Genomic DNA, 18,351 nt, shown 5'->3' with positions numbered 1-18,351 from the left:
ACACTGAGCCTTAATACGATTAATGTGTGTCTTGTCCTGAAATGTGTTTACACATTTAGGACTTATTTTATGAAAACCACTAAAACTAAAGACGTTAAGCGTACTCAGCGAGATTATACATTAGGCTTTAAATTATCTATTGTTGAGCAAGTAGAAAAAGGCGACTTCACCTATAAACAAGCGCAAAGTCATTACGGCATTCAAGGCCGCAGTACCGTTCTGGTATGGCTGCGAAAACATGGTAAATTAGATTGGTCTAAACCAACTTATATAGCCAACATGCCTAAATCGAAAGAAACCCCAGCACAAAAAATTAAACGTTTAGAGCGCGAGATAGAAGAGTTACGCCTAAAAGATTTAATCAAAGATGAAATGATTAATATTATGGATGAAGAATATGGAGCGGGCTTGCGAAAAAAGTACATATCCGAGCTATCACGCGCGCAAAAGAAAACCATCAAATAAAGCTTACTCCGTTATGCCGTGCATATGGCATAACGCGACAAGGTTACTATCAAGCTATGCGCAGAATAGATGCTCGGAATAAAGAATTGGAGCCAGTCAAAGAATTAGTGATGTACTGGCGGCAATTCATGCCTCGTATTGGTGGGAAGAAACTTTATCTGATGATAAAGCCAGACCTGCAAGAGCGTGGCATTAAACTAGGTCGTGATTGTTTTTTTGATTATTTGAGAGAGCATGACTTTCTTGTAAAACCAAAGAAAAATTACACTAAAACGACAAACAGTAACCATTGGATGCGCAAGCATCCCAATTTACTAAAGGAATACATGCCTACTGCGGCCGAGGAAGTCTTCGTTAGTGACATTACATACGTAAAGTCAGCGCAAGGCGTGCATTACCTATCGTTAGTCACTGATGCTTACAGTCGAAAAATAATGGGTTATGAGCTGAGTGATGAAATGAAAGCAACCGATGTAGCCAAAGCATTAGAAATGACAATTAAGCAACGCGTATATAAACGTGATGCCATTCATCATTCAGATAGAGGTTTACAATATTGCTCTGAAGTATATCAAAATGCGCTATTAAAAGAGGGCATTAGACCATCGATGACCGATGGGTATGACTGTTATCAAAACGCATTAGCAGAGCGTATTAACGGGATATTAAAGCAAGAGTTTTTACTGTATAAATGTCGCAATATGGCAGAGTTAAAACAGCTCGTTGAAGAATCGATATTTATATACAATGAAATGCGACCGCACTTAAGTTTGGATATGAAAACACCAAATCAAGTGCATAAAAAAGACCTGGCGCTTTCGCACCAAGTCTTTCATTAAAACCGTCAACCTATTTCAGGACGGGACAGTGCTAATTAAAACTTAACGTTTACACCAGCAAAGAAACGACGGCCTAGTACATCGTATGTGTACGGGTCAGTGTTAGAATCGTTGTTACCTGTGTAGTAAGGAGGTTGCTTATCAAATAAATTGTTGATACCCGCAGATAGAGACAGGCTATCATTAACTAAGAAGCTACCGCTAATATCGTGATAAACGACAGAAGGAGTCGTAGGTGCATAACAGCTGTCAGCATCATCTAAACAAGAGTAGCTATCCATACCAGCAATGTAACGCGCTTGGTACTGGGCATCCCAACGATCGCCTGATACATTTAGTGTTAAATTAGATTTAATATCTGCATACCCACCAGACCCTGATGTAATAAGACCCGCATAATCTACTGTCTCATCAAGTACAGTTACTACATATTCATCTAAATAAGTTGTATCTAAACCGGCTTTCCAATTTAAGCCAGCTGCTTCGAAGCTATACGCTAAGTTTAAATCGATACCAGATGTTTCCTCTGCACCAATATTTTGTAGCTGGTTATTAAACTTAACTCGACCAGTCGCATCCATTGACACATTAGAAGATTGGCATAAAGCAGAGCTTGAATTACCAGCATTATTTAAACATTGATCAACAATGTATTGATTATCAACAGACGCAATTGCATTCTCAATTTCGATTTTGTAATAATCCAATGTCATTGAGAAGCCATCAAGCCACTGCGGCTCATAAACAATACCTGCCGTTAGTGTATCTGCTTCTTCAGGTGTTAATTGGTCATTACCACCTACAGTTACTTCTGCCTGCTCCTGAGCGCCAGGGTAACTAATTTGCTCGAAAGAAGGTGAATTACCAGAGTAAAGTTCAGATACTGTTGGAGCACGGAAAGCTGTAGAAACAACACTACGCAACATTAATTCTTCATTTACTTTCCATGTAAGACCTAGTTTCCATGTTTCATCAGAACCAAAAGTACTGTAATCGAAAGCACGAATTGCAGCACTTAGCTCTACATTTTGAGCAAAAGGTGCATCTGCAAGTAATGGGATAGCAAATTCCACATAAGCTTCATTTACATCAAAACCACCTGATGTTGGTTCTACCATAGGATCATTAGCTAAGCCTTGAGCTGTAAGCGAGTCAGGCGTATACCACGCCTTTTCTTGGCGACGTTCAACACCTGCTGCAAACGCTGCATAACCAGCTGGCATTTCAAACATTTCACCTGAAACAGATGCTGCTAAGATAAATAACTGACTACCACCATTGTTTACTTCAGTGTAAACATTTTTACGGAAATCTTCAGATGTCCATGCATTTTGATCAAGTGGGTTAAAAGTTCCCTCTAAGATCTGATCTTGAATGGCACCCATATTATGAAGATTACTTAGCTTATCAACTGAATCGTTACGACCAAAGTTAGCTGATATGTCCCAAGAGTAATCACTAATGAAACCCTGAGCACCAACAACAGCTCTTACTGTATCAACTGACTGTTCAAAATAACGTGCACCTGTATCAGACATGCGACGTCCGTAAGAAATTTTATCACCGTATTGGTAGTTAGTTTCTTGCGTGACGTAATTTCCATTTGCATCTTTATCTAAGTAGCCATCGCCATCTAAGTCAACACGATTATCATAGCTTTGACTTAGAAGTGAATCACCCATATCTTCTGTATATTCAAAATCAAACCATACTGGCTGAGGCGCCATTTGCTGCTCTGACCAACGTTTAGTATAAGTAAACTCAGCAAATAAACTTGTGTCATCAGATAGCTCATAAGTAGCAAGACCAGTTAAGTTTAAGCGCTCCATTGGCGTGTAAAGATAGCTTGAAGGAGAATAGTTGTAAGCATCTTCATTAGTGTAACGATGATAATCGCCACCACGACCAGTAACACCAGAGTCATCAATTAATGAAACACTAATATCTTTACCGCTAGCATCAACGGTGGTACCTTTTTCACCATTACCGTTCCAAATGTGACCGCCTTCGTTATATGAAGACCCTGTACAGTAAAGTCCGTTAGAGCCTTCAGCAAGTGGGCAGTTAGAAAAGCTACGATCTGCCTGCGATGCTTTACCACGGTCAGTGTACTGCATACCGATAACAATATTACCTTTATCGAATGAAGTACCTACAGTGAAGTCAACTGAATTTTCTGTAGCATCGCCTTCGCCAGTGATTGCTGTGTTAGCATTCATGTCTAGGCCTTCGAAATCATCTTTTAAAATGATATTCACAACACCAGCAACCGCATCAGTACCATAAACAGCAGATGCCCCATCTTTAAGTACTTCAACCGATTTAATCATAGAAACAGGGATAGTATTTAAATCGACAGTAGAAGCAGCGCCTGTGCCCGAGTTGATCATACGACGGCCATTTACAAGTACTAATGTACGTTGTGAACCTAAACCACGTAAATCGATAGAAGCATTACCACCCGAACCATTGTTAATACCTGGGTTGGTCATTGCACCGCCAGTAGCAGTCATCTTTTGTAATACGCTATCGATGCTTGTTGCACCCATTGCTTTAATATCGTCTGCACCAATTAATGTAACTGGACTGGCGTTTTCCATATCCGAACGCTTAATGCGAGAACCCGTTACTTGAATTTTTTCAATAGCGTTTGCGCCATCTTCGGCCGCTACTACTTGCATACTTGAGAACATTGGGATTGCTGCGATTACAGCTAAACCAAGAGTTGATTTTTTCATGAATAAACCCTACTTGTTGGAAATTTACCTTGATTGGTAATGCTCACTTTTTATAAGAATTGTGAGTCAGGGGGGCAACTTAGGCTGAGTTAACTGAACAAAAACTTAATGGAAGATCGTTATATATACAACATCAAAAAAGAATAACCAAAAAAGGTACAAAGGTTATAACTTGTTGCAGTGTTAACTAAAAAAAACAATTAAAAATCATTGATATAAAACCAATACAAAGCAATTAAAACACACCTGAAATCAAAGTTATGCAGATTGTAATCAAATGTAATTAATGGATAAATATACCCTTTTTAGAAAAATTAACATATTAATCACAGCGCATTAGTAAAACCGTAAAGCTGTAATAAAATTAATAACCATAAATATGCAGATTTACCGCTTAAATAGTCTTATTAAGCTATTTATTTAGTTTTTTTGGTAATATTTTTTGTTCAGCGAGACTTCAACGTTTGCTCGGAACGGGAGGAGTTATTTGATTTAGCAAATCATTAGAGGGTCTTAAGTTGAGGGCGTTTAGCTTTATTAAAATAGTTATCATTAAAGTAAGCAGGATTTACTTTTTTACATGCCCAGTAATGCAAGTAATACGCTTTTACTATAAACATTACGAAGCCCCCCTATTACCGTAAGGCAATTCACTCCATAACAAGAACGAGTAAGCACACCAACATAAAACAGATGAGAATACAAAAAGGTTACAGCATACAAGGCAGCAAAGAGGTTTAAATGTGTTAGTGCTTTAAATACAATTTTATACACTTGCTATTGCAGCGCTACATATATAAGACGTACCGCTAAATAGTAATGCCTTATTATAGGAATAGCTTATTATAGTAATACCTAATTAATAGCTGACTTTTGTTATGCGCCAGCTAAAAAAATGATTGGCATGAAAAGGTTTCTTAATACGTTACGTAAAAATTATAAAAGTGAGTGATTTGATCACCAGTTTGAACATTGCTTAAATTAAGCATCAGTTGCCATAGCATATTTTTCTCAGAGCATATGCCCACCATAGTGTCACTTTTATAAATAGTTGCTTCTTTAGTGAACTTTTGCGGAATAAAACCCATATACATGGTTATACTTTCAAGCTTAGCGTTATCTATTTTTAGGTGGGCGGGTAAATCAAGGTAAATACTAAAGGGGGTTTCGGGGGTAATGTTTTTATCACTTAACCATACTTTAACACCGGTATTATAAATACAGCGCTGATTCGTGTCGCAATTTGTTTTTAACAGTGCTTTTTGATCTTTTAGGTTGGCATTGTCACAGCCTGTTAATACAAAAAACAGCATTAAAAACAAAGATAATCTATATATATGCATAACAAATCCGCGCTAAATAAAAACAAATCTTAATTAGCATGCTTTGAAATAACAATAGCCAGTGTGATGTTTGGTTAATATAGGTACAATCTATATCAAAAAATAAACAACAAACTCACAAACTTTGATTGATGTCATAATTTTATGTAATTGACCTATCTTTTTTAGGCCAAAAAATTTATCATTTCACCCGCAAAAAATAAGGGTTTCTCGAGTTTGTTTTCTGAAGCATTCAGGCTTTGAACGTTTTAGGTAATACGCTTGGGGAAAATAGTAGGCCCCACTTTAAACGGTGGGTAATTCATTTCTAAACGCATTTATTGCAGCGGAAGCCAGAAAATGAGCCAAACAGTAGCATCACAAACTGAGTATAACTATAAAGTTGTACGCCAATTCGCTATTATGACAGTGATTTGGGGCATCGTTGGCATGAGTATTGGGGTTCTGATTGCTGCCCAATTAGCTTGGCCAGCACTTAACTTTGATACACCATGGTTAACATACTCTCGACTACGTCCGTTACACACGAACGCAGTAATTTTCGCATTTGGTACCAGTGCACTTTTTGCGACGTCTTATTACGTCGTTCAACGTACTTGTCAAACGCGCCTTTTCTCAGACAAACTCGCCGCTTTCTCTTTTTGGGGTTGGCAGCTTGTTATTGTATTAGCCGTAATTACATTACCACTGGGTATTACTAGCTCTAAAGAATATGCAGAGCTTGAGTGGCCAATCGATATTTTAATCGCGGTAGTATGGATAGTTTACGCAGTGGTATTTTTTGGTACGCTGATCAAACGTAAAGTATCGCACATCTACGTTGCTAACTGGTTTTACGCTGGCTTTATTATTACTGTTGCAGTGCTACACATTGTAAACAGCATGGCAGTGCCTGTGTCGTTAACTAAATCATACTCAATCTACGCAGGTGCGGTAGATGCCATGGTTCAGTGGTGGTACGGTCACAACGCTGTAGGTTTCCTACTAACGGCTGGTTTCTTAGGTATGATGTACTACTTTGTACCAAAGCAAGCAGGTCGCCCAGTTTACTCTTACCGTTTATCGGTAGTTCACTTTTGGGCACTTATTTCACTTTACATTTGGGCTGGTCCTCACCACCTTCACTACACTGCGCTTCCTGATTGGACGCAAAGTTTAGGTATGGTTATGTCTATTATCCTATTTGTACCGTCTTGGGGTGGTATGATTAACGGTATAATGACGCTTTCTGGCGCTTGGCATAAGCTACGTACCGACCCAGTACTGCGTTTCTTAGTTGTTTCATTGTCTTTCTACGGTATGTCTACGTTTGAAGGCCCAATGATGGCAATTAAATCTGTAAATGCATTATCTCACTACACAGATTGGACTATCGGCCACGTACACTCAGGTGCACTAGGTTGGGTTGCGATGATTTCAATTGGTGCTATTTACCACCTTATTCCTGCGTTATTCGCACAAGGTCGTATGTACAGCGTTAAATTGGTTAACACGCACTTTTGGTTACACACAGTAGGTGTTGTACTTTACATTGTTGCAATGTGGATCTCAGGTGTTATGCAAGGTCTAATGTGGCGCGCAGTTAACTCTGACGGTACATTAATGTACAGCTTTGTTCAGTCTTTAGAAGCATCACATCCTTTCTATATTATGCGCTTTGTAGGCGGTGTATTCATCGTTACAGGTATGTTAGTTATGGCTTACAACGTTCTGCGTACAATTTCAGCTGAGAAAGAATCACTGAAGTTAGACGCGCAAGCACAATTAGCATAACGGAGTGAGATGATGAGCAATAAAAATTCACAAAACAAACATGAAATAGTAGAAAAGAACGTTGGCCTAATGGCTATTCTGACTGTTTTTGCTATTAGTTTTGGTGCATTAGTTGAAATTACTCCGCTAATGTTCCAAGACGATACAACAAAACCTGTAGAAGGTTTGCGCCCACTTAACGCGCTTGAAATGGAAGGTCGTGACATTTATGTACGTGAAGGTTGTTATAACTGTCACTCACAAATGATTCGTCCTTTTCGCGATGAAGTTGAGCGTTACGGTCACTACTCTGTAGCGGGCGAATCAGTATGGGATCACCCTTTCCAATGGGGTTCTAAACGTACTGGTCCTGACCTTGCACGTGTAGGTAACCGTTACTCGGACGATTGGCATTATGCACACTTAGTTGACCCACGCGCCGTGGTTCCTGAGTCGAACATGCCAGGTTTTCCTTGGTTAGCAGAGACAAAGGTTGATACCAGCCTGACTCTGAAAAAACTACAAATTTTCCGTGATACTTTTGCTATTAACCCAGAAAACCCTAAACACCCGGGTTTAGGTTATGGCAGCGACGAAGAGCTACAAGCAGATGTTGATAAAGTTAACGCTATGAATAACGGCGAAGGCGCAACAGAAATGCAAGCCCTAATCGCGTATTTACAGCAACTTGGCACCCACTTGAAGTAATTATTATGGATTACGGAACATACAGAGGCATTTTGACTCTGGTAATTTTAGTATTGTTTATTGTGATTGTTGTATGGGCATACAGCAAGCGTAGCAAAAATCGTTTTGATGACGCTGCTAATGCCATTTTCGAAGATGAAAAAAAACATAACAACACACTCTCTAACGAGGAAAAGGAGTCTGAAAAATGACTAGCTTTTGGAGTATTTGGGTTATTGTATTAACCCTAGCCTGCTTAATCATCATTTTTAGCTTATTAGTTTGGAACCTTAAAAACTATGCTGGCGTAAAAGAAGGTGAAGACTGCGGACATGAATATGACGGCATTACCGAACTAAATAATCCACTACCAAAATGGTGGACGTACATGTTCTTCGCAACATTTATTTGGTCGGTATATTACTTAGCAGCTTATCCAGGTTTAGGTAACTGGGAAGGTTTAGGTAAATGGACAAGCTCTAACCAAGGTATTACCTCTTTAGCGGAATCTAAAGAAGCCACGGCTAAAGCAAAAGAAGAAGGCCGCTATGTAAAGCTTGATAAAGAATACGAAGCAGCACAAGAGCGCTTTGGTCCTATTTTTAACAAGCTTGCACAAGTACCAGTATTAGAGTTAGTTAACTCTAAATTTGAAGGTGATGCAGCGCAGCAAGTAGCCCTTGAAAATGGCGAAAAGCATGAACAAACAGACGGCCAGTTAGCACTTGAAATTGGTCAGCGTTTATTCTCGCAAAACTGTGCGCAATGTCATGGTTCAGATGCACGTGGTGCAACTGGCTTCCCTAACCTAACTGATAAAGATTGGTTATACGGTGGTTCACCAGACAAAATTAAAGAAACGCTTCTTTATGGTCGTGTAGCAGCAATGCCTTCTTGGAGTGCAGCACTTGGTGAGCAAGGCGTTAAAGAAATGACAGCGCACGTACTTAGCTTGTCTGGTCGTACAGTTAACCAAAAAGATGCCGCTGCGGGTGCCGCTAAGTTTGCGATGTGTGCCGCGTGTCACGGTGCAGATGGTAAAGGCTCTGTTGCACATAACTTACCGTTTGGTGCACCAAATCTTACAGATAACATTTGGTTATACGGTGGCTCTCAACGCGCTGTTGAAGAAACCCTTAACCATGGCCGCGCCGGTGTAATGCCAGCATGGAAAGACATTTTAGGTGAAGATAAAATTCACCTGTTAACTGCTTATGTTTACAGTTTATCGCAAGATAAATAAACACCGAGTTAACTATTAATTAATCTTTTTATTTCAACAGATTAATCCAGATCAAAAAAGCCTCCAGTCGGAGGCTTTTTTTTAGTCTTTTACAAATATTTGCTATAAAATAGCCCTACCTAAACTAATTTTAGAGCAACTATGCAACCTACTCCGTGGTATAAAAATTTTTGGCCTTGGTTTTTAATCTTTTTTCCGCTAGCGGCCATTATTGGGTGCATAACCTTAATTATTACTGCTGTGGGCAACGGCCCAGATATGGTGGTTGATGATTACTATAAAAAAGGCAAAGCAATAAACTTAGAGCTTACTAAGTTTGAAAAAGCCAAAGCACTGTTTTTACATGGCAAGCTTAATGTTACAAACGAGCGTGCCAGTTTTGCCTTTACTAAAGGCGATTATAGTAACGTACACGCTTTAAAGCTGTCTTTTTATCATCGCACCATCAAAGCGCATGACTTTGAAGCAACGCTTACCCCTAATGCAAATAAAGAATTTACTGCCCTTTTAGATAACTACACACCAGGTGCTTACTCTGTATTTATAGAGCCGGTGGATGGTAGTTGGAAGTTAAAAGAAAACATTACTCTTCCTACAGAGCAGCCTTTGTTAGTTACCCCAAATTATAAGTAGCCACCACTATGAGCGTTTCTTGCTTTCATTGCCTTGAAAGTGTGCCAAATGGATTTCGCGCAACCGTAACAATAGATAACACGCCACAGCCTATGTGCTGTATTGGCTGCCAAGCGGTTGCGAAAAACATTGTTGACCAAGGCATGACCGACTATTACAAATACCGCACCGTACGCGCTGGTAAAGTAGAGCAGTTAGTCCCTGAGCAACTCGCGTTTATTAAAAGCTACGACAATGAAGACATACAAGATGAGTTTATAGCCACAACCGATAACTTATCCCAAGTACTTTTAAGTGTTGAAGGCATTACCTGCGCCGCGTGTGCATGGCTTATCGAAAAGCAATTACTTAGCTTAAAAACGGTAAAGCGCGTTGATGTTAATACCTCAACTAACCGTGCCATGATCCAATGGGATAAAACCCAAACCCCGCTGAGCGAAATTATTACTTCCTTAGCCAAAATTGGCTATAAAGCTTACCCGTTTCAAGCCGATGACGAAGCCCAACAAAAGCAACAAACAGCAAAAGCCTATGTACGCCGCTTAGGTGTTGCAGGGCTGATGACCATGCAAGTGATGATGTTTGCCTTTGCCATGTACTTTGGCATGTTCTCGGGTATGGATAATAACTTTGAGCAATACTTTAGGTGGATAAGCCTAGTGCTTGCTTCCCCCGTTATTTTATACAGCGCATTACCCTTTTTAACTAACGCTATTAATGGCTTAAAAGCAAAACAGTTAAATATGGACTTACCCGTTTCGCTGGCTATTTTTGGGGCTTATAGCGCCAGCTGTTATGCCACATTTATGCAAGTAGGCGAAGTGTATTTTGAATCGGTATGTATGTTTACCTTTTTATTATTATTAGGGAAATACCTAGAATTTAGGGCCCGATTAAAAGCCAGCGAGTTTACTGCCAACTTACAAAAGCTGCTGCCTTTAACCGCCCGCACCCTTGATGATAACGGCCAAGAGCATATTATTGCTGCTAAAAAGCTTAAGCTTAATGATGTTGTACTCATAAAAGCTGGCGAAACTATTCCCGCTGACGGAGAGCTTATCAAGGGGCAAACAAGCGTTGATGAGTCGATGATGACCGGTGAGCATCAGCCCGTTAATAAGTTTATTGGCCATAATGTGTATGCCGGGTGTGTTAATCACGATGGCGTAATAGAAATAAAAATAAATAAAATTGGCCAAAACACCCTACTAAACCAAATTATACACTTACAACACACAGCGCTTACCAAGCGCCCTAAACTGGTAGAAATTACCGATAAAGTTGCCCAGTGGTTTATTGCCTGCTTGCTAGTTTTTGCCTCTATAACGGCCATTGGCTGGTACCAAATTGACCCAGAGCACGCTTTTTGGATCACTATTTCTGTATTGGTTGCCACTTGCCCTTGCGCGCTTAGCCTTGCTATACCTACCGCATTAACGTGCGCTGTAGCCACGCTCACCCGCAAAGGGGTGCTAATTAAACAAGCACATGTGCTCGAAACCCTCTCGCAATTAACGCTGTTTGCCTTTGATAAAACAGGCACCCTCACACAGGGTAAATTTAGCTTAGATGCCATTGATATACTCGATGACACAATCTCTAAAGAGCAAGCGCTTAATATTGCAGCCCAGTTAGAGCGTTATTCTGAGCACCCCATAGCCAGTGCATTTAATAAATACGCCACCACCGAGCTTGCCCTTACAAACATTACTGTACACCCAGGTATGGGCATTAGTGCACAAAGCGCGGATGAACATTACGCTATTGGTAAAAGCGGCTGGTTTGACAGTAAAAAAACAAATGCCCAAGCAAGCCTATTTATAAATAAACGCGTAGTTGCTCGTTTTTACTTTATAGATAAAGTAAAACCCGGTGCCAGTGAGCTTATAAGTACCTTACAAGCACAAAACTTGAGCTGTCATATGCTCACAGGCGATGCATCAGACGCCGGACAAAAAATAGCAAAACAATTAAAGCTCAACAGCAGCCAAAGCGCCCTATCCCCTAAAGATAAACAAACCGCCGTAGAGCAATGGTCATCTCAAAACGAAGTGGTTGCCATGGTAGGCGATGGCATTAACGACAGCCCAGTATTTGCCAGTGCCCATTTATCCATTGCAATGGAAACCGGTGCCGACATTTCTAAAAACAGTGCCGATGTAGTGCTGTTAAACAGTGATTTAGCCTCAATTGCGCACCTACTCAATGTTGCTAAGCAAACTAGGCGAATCATTAAGCAAAACCTGGCGCTGTCTTTGTTGTATAATGCCTCTATTTTACCGCTTGCAGCGCTTGGGCTTGTTGCCCCGTGGATGGCCGTTATTGGTATGTCTGCCAGCTCAATTATTGTGATTAGTAATTCACTAAGGCTTTTAAAGTTATGAGCATAATTTATATTTTAATCCCGATTGCCATATTATTTGTGATTATTGCCATTGGCGTGTTTTTTTGGGCCGTTAAAAGCGAGCAATTCTCTGACTTAAACAAACAAGGTCATAGTATTTTGTTTGAAGATGATAAAGAACAACACAACAAAAGTAATGATTGACCCACTTTACACCAGCGCCTTTTTAATGGGCTTAATTGGTAGCGGGCATTGCCTTGCCATGTGCGGTGGTATTGCCAGCTCATTGCAATTGGCCAGTAACAAGCGCCAATCTGTTATTTATTCATTTGCTTATAACCTTGGCCGAGCGTGTAGTTACATGCTGGCTGGCGCACTCGTTGCGGGTATAAGTAGCCAATTTGCAAAGCAAAATACGTTTTTTTCTATAACCCTTTCATTCATTGCGGCTATTTTTATGCTGCTGGTAGGCGTGTATATAATGCGCTTAGGCCCCACTTTGCAATGGCTTGAAAAAATAGGCAAAACACTTATTTGGCAGCATATTGTTAAGCTTAATAAATATTTAATGCCGGTAGATTCAACGGCTAAAGCATTGGGTTACGGCGCGTTGTGGGGGTGGCTACCCTGTGGTTTGGTTTATTCAGCGCTCACATGGGCAATGACCAGCCCTAGCGCATTTGATGGTGCCCTAGTGATGCTTTGCTTTGCGCTTGGCACCTTTCCAGCTATGATCACCTTAGGCCTAGCCGCCCAAAAACTTAATAGTGTTATTAACCACCCATGGACGCGAATTGTGTTAGGCAGTATTATAATTTGGTATGGTATGTACTTGTTGATCATTGCCACCGACAAACTAGTACATTAATCGTCAGCTGTATTAAGCCTCTCGGCTTATTTTCATTGCTGTGTATAAAAATTAAAACGGATTAAATTATGGATTTCTCTCAAAGTCGCGCTAAAAGTAATTGTGCAATTAGCTGTAACAACTGCAGCATCAGCCAATTGTGTTTGCCGTTTTCGTTAAATGGCCAAGAAATGGATAAACTTGACGAAATCATTGAACGCAAAAAGCCTCTGCACAAAGGCGACTACTTGTTTGAATCCGGTGCTGCGCTTAATGCAATTTATGCAGTACGCTCAGGCTCATTTAAATCGTACACATTGTCTGAACAAGGTGATGAGCAAATTACCGGTTTTCACTTAGCCGGCGATTTAATCGGCTTTGATGCTATTAGTAAAATGGCTCATCAGAGCTTTTCGCAAGCACTTGAAACATCAATGGTATGCGAAATCCCGTTTGATACACTCGATGAGTTAGCAGGTAAATTACCCAAACTTCGCCAACAAATTATGCGTTTAATGAGTAGCGAAATTACCTACGATCAAGAAATGCTGCTACTTCTTAATAAAAAATCGGCAGAAGAGCGCCTAGCGAGCTTTATTTATAACCTTTCGGAGCGCTTTGGCGAGCGCGGATTCTCGCGTAAAGAGTTTAGATTTACCATGACTCGTGGTGAAATAGGTAACTACTTAGGCCTAACCGTTGAGACCATCAGCCGCTTATTAAGTCGTTTTCAAAAAGCGGACTTAATAAAGGTAGAAGGTAAATTTATTACTATTTTAGACAGTGACGCACTTGCCAAAACGGCAGCAATAATTAAGCCTTGCTAGGCTAACAGATGTTGTAACTTTGATTTAGAACAACAATTTGTGTGCTACCCCTTTAACTGCTGTGTATTTACGTTACACTGAAAGTAAGTTAAAAAGGGAGTAGCATATGAACACTATTAAACGTATTTTAGCCGTTATTGATCCCACTAAGGATGACCATCACGGTTTAGCTCGCTCGATTGATTTAGCCAAAAAGTCAGGCGCCAGTATTACCGCCTTTATGACTGTTTACGACTTTTCTTACGAAATGACAACTATGCTGTCGTTTGAAGAGCGCGAAGCAATGCGAAAAGCCGTTATAAACGATAGAGAATTATGGCTTAAGGATATAATTTCTACCTACCCAGATGTAAATATCACCACCCAAGTGGTCTGGCATAACCGCCCTTTTGAAGCCATTATTAATACCGTGATTGAACAAGAATACGATTTAGTGGTTAAAAGTACCCATCAGCATGGTGCGCTAAAATCGGTTATTTTTACCCCTACCGACTGGCACTTAGTACGTAAATGTCCCACACCTGTGTTATTTGTAAAAGAAATGGCCTGGCCTGAGCAAGGTAATATTTTAGCCGCGGTCAATGCGGTTAGTGAAAACGATGAGCATGTAGCCCTTAATAAACGCATTATTAAAGATGCACAATTTTTATGTGAACTTGCCAACGCTAAACTTAATTTAGTTAATGCCTACCCTGCTACACCCATTAATATTGCCATAGAGATACCTGAATTTAACCCAGGCCTTTATAACGAATCTGTAAAAAAACACCACATAGAATCTACCAACGAGCTTGCTAAAACCTTTAGTTTAACTAATGAGCAATGCTTTATAGAAGAAGGCCTACCGGAGGATGTGATCCCCGATGTAGCAAACCGCTTAAATAGCGAACTGGTGGTGATTGGCACCGTAGGGCGTACGGGGCTAAGTGCCGCATTGGTTGGCAACACTGCCGAGCACGTAATTGATAGCCTAGATTGCGATGTCTTGGCATTAAAACCTGATGGCTATGTAAGCCCGCTTGCCAAAAGTTAAACAAAGCCTTAACTAGCGCTTTAATACCCATAGTACTTGGGTATATAATACGCCCCTTTATTTTCAGCAAATAATTTGCCGCATTGTTTTATAAGGGGGCGTAGTGTCTCACTCAGCTCAAGCCAAAGCTCAATACAACTTAAATAAGCTACAAAAGCGTTTACGCCGTCTTACTGGCCAAGCCGTCATGGACTTTAACATGATAGAAGAAGGCGACCGTATAATGGTATGCCTATCGGGTGGTAAAGACAGTTACACCATGCTTGATATGCTTAAACATTTAAAGCGTGTGGCGCCTATTAAATTTGATTTATTTGTTGTTAATCTCGATCAAAAACAACCCGGGTTTCCTGAACACGTTTTACCTGAGTACCTTGATAAACAAGATATTGAATACAAAATTGTAGAAGAAGACACCTACAGCATTGTTACCGATATCATTCCTGAGGGCAAAACCACGTGTTCGCTTTGCTCTCGCCTACGTCGTGGTATTTTGTACCGTACAGCCAAAGAAATGGGCGCAACTAAAATTGCCCTTGGCCATCACCGCGATGACATGATCGAAACACTCTTTTTAAACATGTTTTACGGCGGTAAACTTAAAAGCATGCCGGCTAAATTAATGAGCGATAACGGCGAGCATATGGTTATTCGTCCCCTCACTTATTGTAAAGAAGCCGATATAAGTAAATACGCATTTAGCCAAGGCTACCCTATTATTCCGTGTAACTTATGTGGCTCACAAGAAAACCTGCAACGTAAACACACTAAAAACATGCTAGCGCAGTGGAATAAAGACCACCCTGGGCGTATTGAGAGTATTTTTACTGCAATGCAAAATGTGGTGCCTTCGCATTTAGCCGATACAGAACTATTTGACTTTGAAAACCTAAAAACCGGCGACGTTATTGATGGCGGCGATATAGCACTCGATAAACCAGATATACCTAACGCGCCTGTAAGCGATGAAGATGAAAACCAACAGCAGCAAGCTGATGTGGTTACTATTAACCTAAGCTAACGGTTTTAAAAATACAGTTAAGGGGGCTACTCGCCCCTTTTTTTATACTCATTAATCCTCCTAAGCACCTTTATCAGCTAACCCTTTTAAAAACTCTAAGCTCATTCGTTCTTGCTCGTTTGCTTGATAAGGCAACTGTTGCAAACTATCGTAGGCAAAATCTGTAATTTCAAACTCAGTAATGTCACTGCTACCAAAACTATTACGCTCACCTGGGCTTGGCGACATGCGCTCTATCACAAAGTCACTTAAACGCATGTTAACCACCCCTTGTGGTAATACCGACCAATGCGCCTTTAAATCCACCGTTTAACTGCCTTTTGAAAGTTTCTTTTTAGTCACCAAATGTGCAAGTGGGGTCGTATACTGTATAAATTAGCTCTAATTCTATATAAGCCGTTTTTAAGCACCTTTAAATGGGCTGTGGCTATCATGTTTTCGTTTTGTGCATAGGCATTATCAAAATCAATAAGCGTCGCACTGGGCGGCATATACTGTATTTGCGCAACTGCAGGTACCTTTTTACCTGCAACATTTGCCTCTACAAATAGCTGTAAATTTCGCGGGTAGTCTTCACTGGCTTTAAAGCGCACCGTGGCTTCACCCTGCTGAGCTGTGCTGGTTTTTGAACTGATTGACGCTTTGGTATCGGTATTGCTTAGCGCTACATTTACCTCTGCTAGGTTTTGCGCAGCAATATTAATAGTTATTTCTTGCGGATATACAAACCGATATTTATCTAAACTAACAACGAGGGCATTACCCGCATCGTCAATGGGGCTTGTAACTGGGTAAAACTGATTGGGCTTTAAACGGTCTTCATCAAGTGCGCTTAAGGGCTGCGAATAAGGTGGGTATTTTAGTGCGCTTTGGTATTGCATTGCCACATGCTCTGCAGCACTGGCCAAGTGCTGATCATAATGTATTTTGGGAGGGCTTTTTGCCTGTTTTTGTTTTGGCACATCAATGGTTATTACTGTGTTTTTATCTGGGCTTGCTGGATCTGTCTTGTTTTTTATTGCCAGTGCAGCGGGAGGCTCAAGCGTTTTAACTTCATTTTTATTTGTAAACCACAGTAAAAACATCGCAATACTGACTACAGCGGCACCAATGTAAAACTTTTTCATGTTGCATCAATCCTTTAAAAGCGTGCAGCAAATAACTACACGCTCTAGCGTTTAATACCTAACGCGTTTATAAAATTTAGGTACTTATTAAGGGATCACGTTATAAATAAGTGCCGAGGCGCTTTGCGTGTTTGAATCCTTAATATAGCGGTAGTGTTTTTTCCAAAACCAAGTACCCGTTGTTTTATCAAATGTGTTAAAGCCGACATTTTGACCATCTACATTTATGTTGTTCATGGCAATTGTGACATTCCCTTTGCGCTGCGCATTATGGATCTCGTTGTGGCTGTAACTGTCGCTCATCATCATTGGATAATGGTGCGGCATAAAGCTATTAACGGCATCGTCTTGTGATTTTAACTGGCCATTAGTATCAATACTGCTACTACAACTACCAAACGATTTAGCCGCGCTTGCTCCACACGATGAATGCGATGCCACCACCGAATCATCATTCCCTTTTAAAAACCCGCCCGTTAAACCTAGGTACTCATTACCATCGGCTACAAAACGTAAACGCGGCGTACGCGCATCTGGAAACGGCGAAATTTTGCGTGCGTTATTTACTTTTAAATCGTGTAATACGCCCACCGCTTCTGTTAGATCGCTGCCTAACCACCATTTGAGTGCTGCATCCACTGCAAAGTTCCATGCTGCGCCATTTAAAGCACTTACGGCAATATCGGCAAGCTCGCTGCCGCCCCCTGCTCCCGCTAAATCAAAGGTCGCCACAATATTAAGTGGCGTAAAGCCTGCATTTTCAAGCCAATTAGCTTGGTTATCAATAATATGGCGAGCAACTAAATCGCCTGTTGAATGCGTCACTAACACACAGCCATCAGCACATAAGTTAGAACGCGATATTTGCTTTAATTTAGGCCATACCCAATCGGTCGCAATTTTACCTTCAATGCGCTCATAGGCAGGCCAATCAATACGTTCATCAGCACGGTTATTCCAATAGGTTTGCCAATAGGTTTCACCGTCGTGTATTACATCGCTGCCCGACTTATTGGTTATTTGCGATACCTGCAAGCCGTGGATCAGTATAATTTTGTGATCTTTACTCAGTGCAGAAAAGCTCATTAAAAACGCAGCGCTGGCAAAAAGTAGATATTTAAGTGTGTGTGTTCGTTTTGAGTTGTTCATATAAATCCTTAATGTGTTCAGTGTTTTATTTTTATGCCTATGTACTTAAGGTATTCATTTACACATGTGCAGGCGCACATGCATTGACCAGCATTAGGAACAACGCTCAAAAATGCAACAATTTATTATCATTTAAATTCTGCTAAATCTATATTGACTGTATATTCAATTATTTAAATTCAAATAATTGCAATATTTAGTATTATTTACACACACCTAGTAGTCGGCAGTACTAAAGCTAAAAACCTAACGCATAAAAATACGTTAGGTTTTTAGTAATTAGTTCAACCTTTAAATATAAAC

The 18,351-nt window shown here is 40.4% G+C and carries 15 protein-coding genes and 1 pseudogene; 12 read left to right on the top strand and 4 right to left on the bottom strand.

Annotated features, from left to right (window positions below; translation table 11 throughout):
• The first annotated feature begins 69 nt into the window (after positions 1–69).
• Positions 70–1,304, top strand: a protein-coding gene (locus VOI46_RS06460; protein ID WP_086004322.1) for an IS3 family transposase whose coding sequence is annotated in 2 segments (ribosomal slippage) — positions 70–421 and positions 421–1,304 — 1,236 coding nt in all. Because the reading frame shifts where the segments join, the coding sequence is not laid out codon by codon here.
• A gap of 35 nt (positions 1,305–1,339) precedes the next feature.
• On the opposite strand, the gene VOI46_RS06455 is transcribed toward VOI46_RS06460, so the two are convergent.
• Together VOI46_RS06455 and VOI46_RS06450 are read right to left on the bottom strand one after the other, a co-directional pair.
• Positions 1,340–4,042, bottom strand: coding sequence for a TonB-dependent receptor (locus VOI46_RS06455; protein ID WP_004588828.1), 2,703 nt, complete (start codon positions 4,040–4,042; stop codon positions 1,340–1,342).
• A gap of 917 nt (positions 4,043–4,959) precedes the next feature.
• A complete protein-coding gene (locus VOI46_RS06450) occupies positions 4,960–5,385 on the bottom strand; it encodes a hypothetical protein (RefSeq protein ID WP_004588827.1) in 426 nt (141 codons plus the stop codon).
• Between the two features lie 339 nt (positions 5,386–5,724).
• On the opposite strand from VOI46_RS06450, the gene ccoN reads away from it, so the two are divergent.
• From ccoN to ttcA, 11 genes are all read left to right on the top strand, one after another.
• Positions 5,725–7,158 carry a cytochrome-c oxidase, cbb3-type subunit I gene (gene ccoN / locus VOI46_RS06445; RefSeq protein ID WP_004588826.1) on the top strand — a complete coding sequence of 478 codons (1,434 nt, stop codon included), beginning with the start codon at positions 5,725–5,727 and terminating at the stop codon, positions 7,156–7,158.
• A 12-nt stretch (positions 7,159–7,170) separates the two neighbouring features.
• The gene (gene ccoO, locus VOI46_RS06440) at positions 7,171–7,845 is read left to right on the top strand and encodes a cytochrome-c oxidase, cbb3-type subunit II (protein ID WP_004588825.1); all 675 of its coding nucleotides are present in this window, start codon (positions 7,171–7,173) and stop codon (positions 7,843–7,845) included.
• A 5-nt stretch (positions 7,846–7,850) separates the two neighbouring features.
• Positions 7,851–8,036, top strand: a complete 186-nt coding sequence (locus tag VOI46_RS06435; protein ID WP_004588824.1) for a CcoQ/FixQ family Cbb3-type cytochrome c oxidase assembly chaperone — start codon at positions 7,851–7,853, stop codon at positions 8,034–8,036.
• Positions 8,033–9,067 carry a cytochrome-c oxidase, cbb3-type subunit III gene (gene ccoP, locus VOI46_RS06430; RefSeq protein WP_004588823.1) on the top strand — a complete coding sequence of 345 codons (1,035 nt, stop codon included), beginning with the start codon at positions 8,033–8,035 and terminating at the stop codon, positions 9,065–9,067. Before VOI46_RS06435 ends, ccoP begins: the two co-directional genes overlap by 4 nt.
• Before the next feature lie 141 nt (positions 9,068–9,208).
• Complete coding sequence (locus VOI46_RS06425) at positions 9,209–9,700, top strand: FixH family protein (RefSeq protein ID WP_004588822.1); 492 nt, start codon at positions 9,209–9,211, stop codon at positions 9,698–9,700.
• A gap of 8 nt (positions 9,701–9,708) precedes the next feature.
• Positions 9,709–12,084 (top strand): heavy metal translocating P-type ATPase, encoded by a 2,376-nt coding sequence (locus VOI46_RS06420; protein WP_004588821.1) that lies wholly within the window; start codon positions 9,709–9,711, stop codon positions 12,082–12,084.
• Positions 12,081–12,248 carry a cbb3-type cytochrome oxidase assembly protein CcoS gene (ccoS, locus tag VOI46_RS06415; RefSeq protein WP_002963071.1) on the top strand — a complete coding sequence of 56 codons (168 nt, stop codon included), beginning with the start codon at positions 12,081–12,083 and terminating at the stop codon, positions 12,246–12,248. The genes VOI46_RS06420 and ccoS overlap by 4 nt, the downstream gene beginning before the upstream one ends.
• The gene (locus VOI46_RS06410) at positions 12,241–12,912 is read left to right on the top strand and encodes a sulfite exporter TauE/SafE family protein (protein ID WP_004588820.1); all 672 of its coding nucleotides are present in this window, start codon (positions 12,241–12,243) and stop codon (positions 12,910–12,912) included. Before ccoS ends, VOI46_RS06410 begins: the two co-directional genes overlap by 8 nt.
• A gap of 68 nt (positions 12,913–12,980) precedes the next feature.
• Complete coding sequence (locus tag VOI46_RS06405; RefSeq protein WP_004588819.1) at positions 12,981–13,718, top strand: FNR family transcription factor; 738 nt, start codon at positions 12,981–12,983, stop codon at positions 13,716–13,718.
• Positions 13,719–13,824: 106 nt separating this feature from the next.
• The gene (gene uspE / locus VOI46_RS06400) at positions 13,825–14,751 is read left to right on the top strand and encodes a universal stress protein UspE (RefSeq protein ID WP_024032584.1); all 927 of its coding nucleotides are present in this window, start codon (positions 13,825–13,827) and stop codon (positions 14,749–14,751) included.
• 103 nt (positions 14,752–14,854) lie between these two features.
• The gene (gene ttcA, locus VOI46_RS06395; RefSeq protein ID WP_004588817.1) at positions 14,855–15,772 is read left to right on the top strand and encodes a tRNA 2-thiocytidine(32) synthetase TtcA; all 918 of its coding nucleotides are present in this window, start codon (positions 14,855–14,857) and stop codon (positions 15,770–15,772) included.
• Positions 15,773–15,832: 60 nt separating this feature from the next.
• On the opposite strand, the pseudogene VOI46_RS06390 reads toward ttcA, so the two are convergent.
• Together VOI46_RS06390 and VOI46_RS06385 are read right to left on the bottom strand one after the other, a co-directional pair.
• Positions 15,833–16,899, bottom strand: a pseudogene (locus tag VOI46_RS06390) (hypothetical protein).
• An 87-nt stretch (positions 16,900–16,986) separates the two neighbouring features.
• Complete coding sequence (locus tag VOI46_RS06385; RefSeq protein ID WP_004588816.1) at positions 16,987–18,048, bottom strand: hypothetical protein; 1,062 nt, start codon at positions 18,046–18,048, stop codon at positions 16,987–16,989.
• Positions 18,049–18,351 lie beyond the last annotated feature (303 nt).

Source organism: Pseudoalteromonas sp. CuT4-3 (genome assembly GCF_035666335.1).
GTDB lineage: Bacteria > Pseudomonadota > Gammaproteobacteria > Enterobacterales > Alteromonadaceae > Pseudoalteromonas > Pseudoalteromonas atlantica.
The sequence above is the reverse complement of the archived record's forward strand: the minus strand, read 5'-3'. Positions and strand labels throughout refer to the sequence as shown.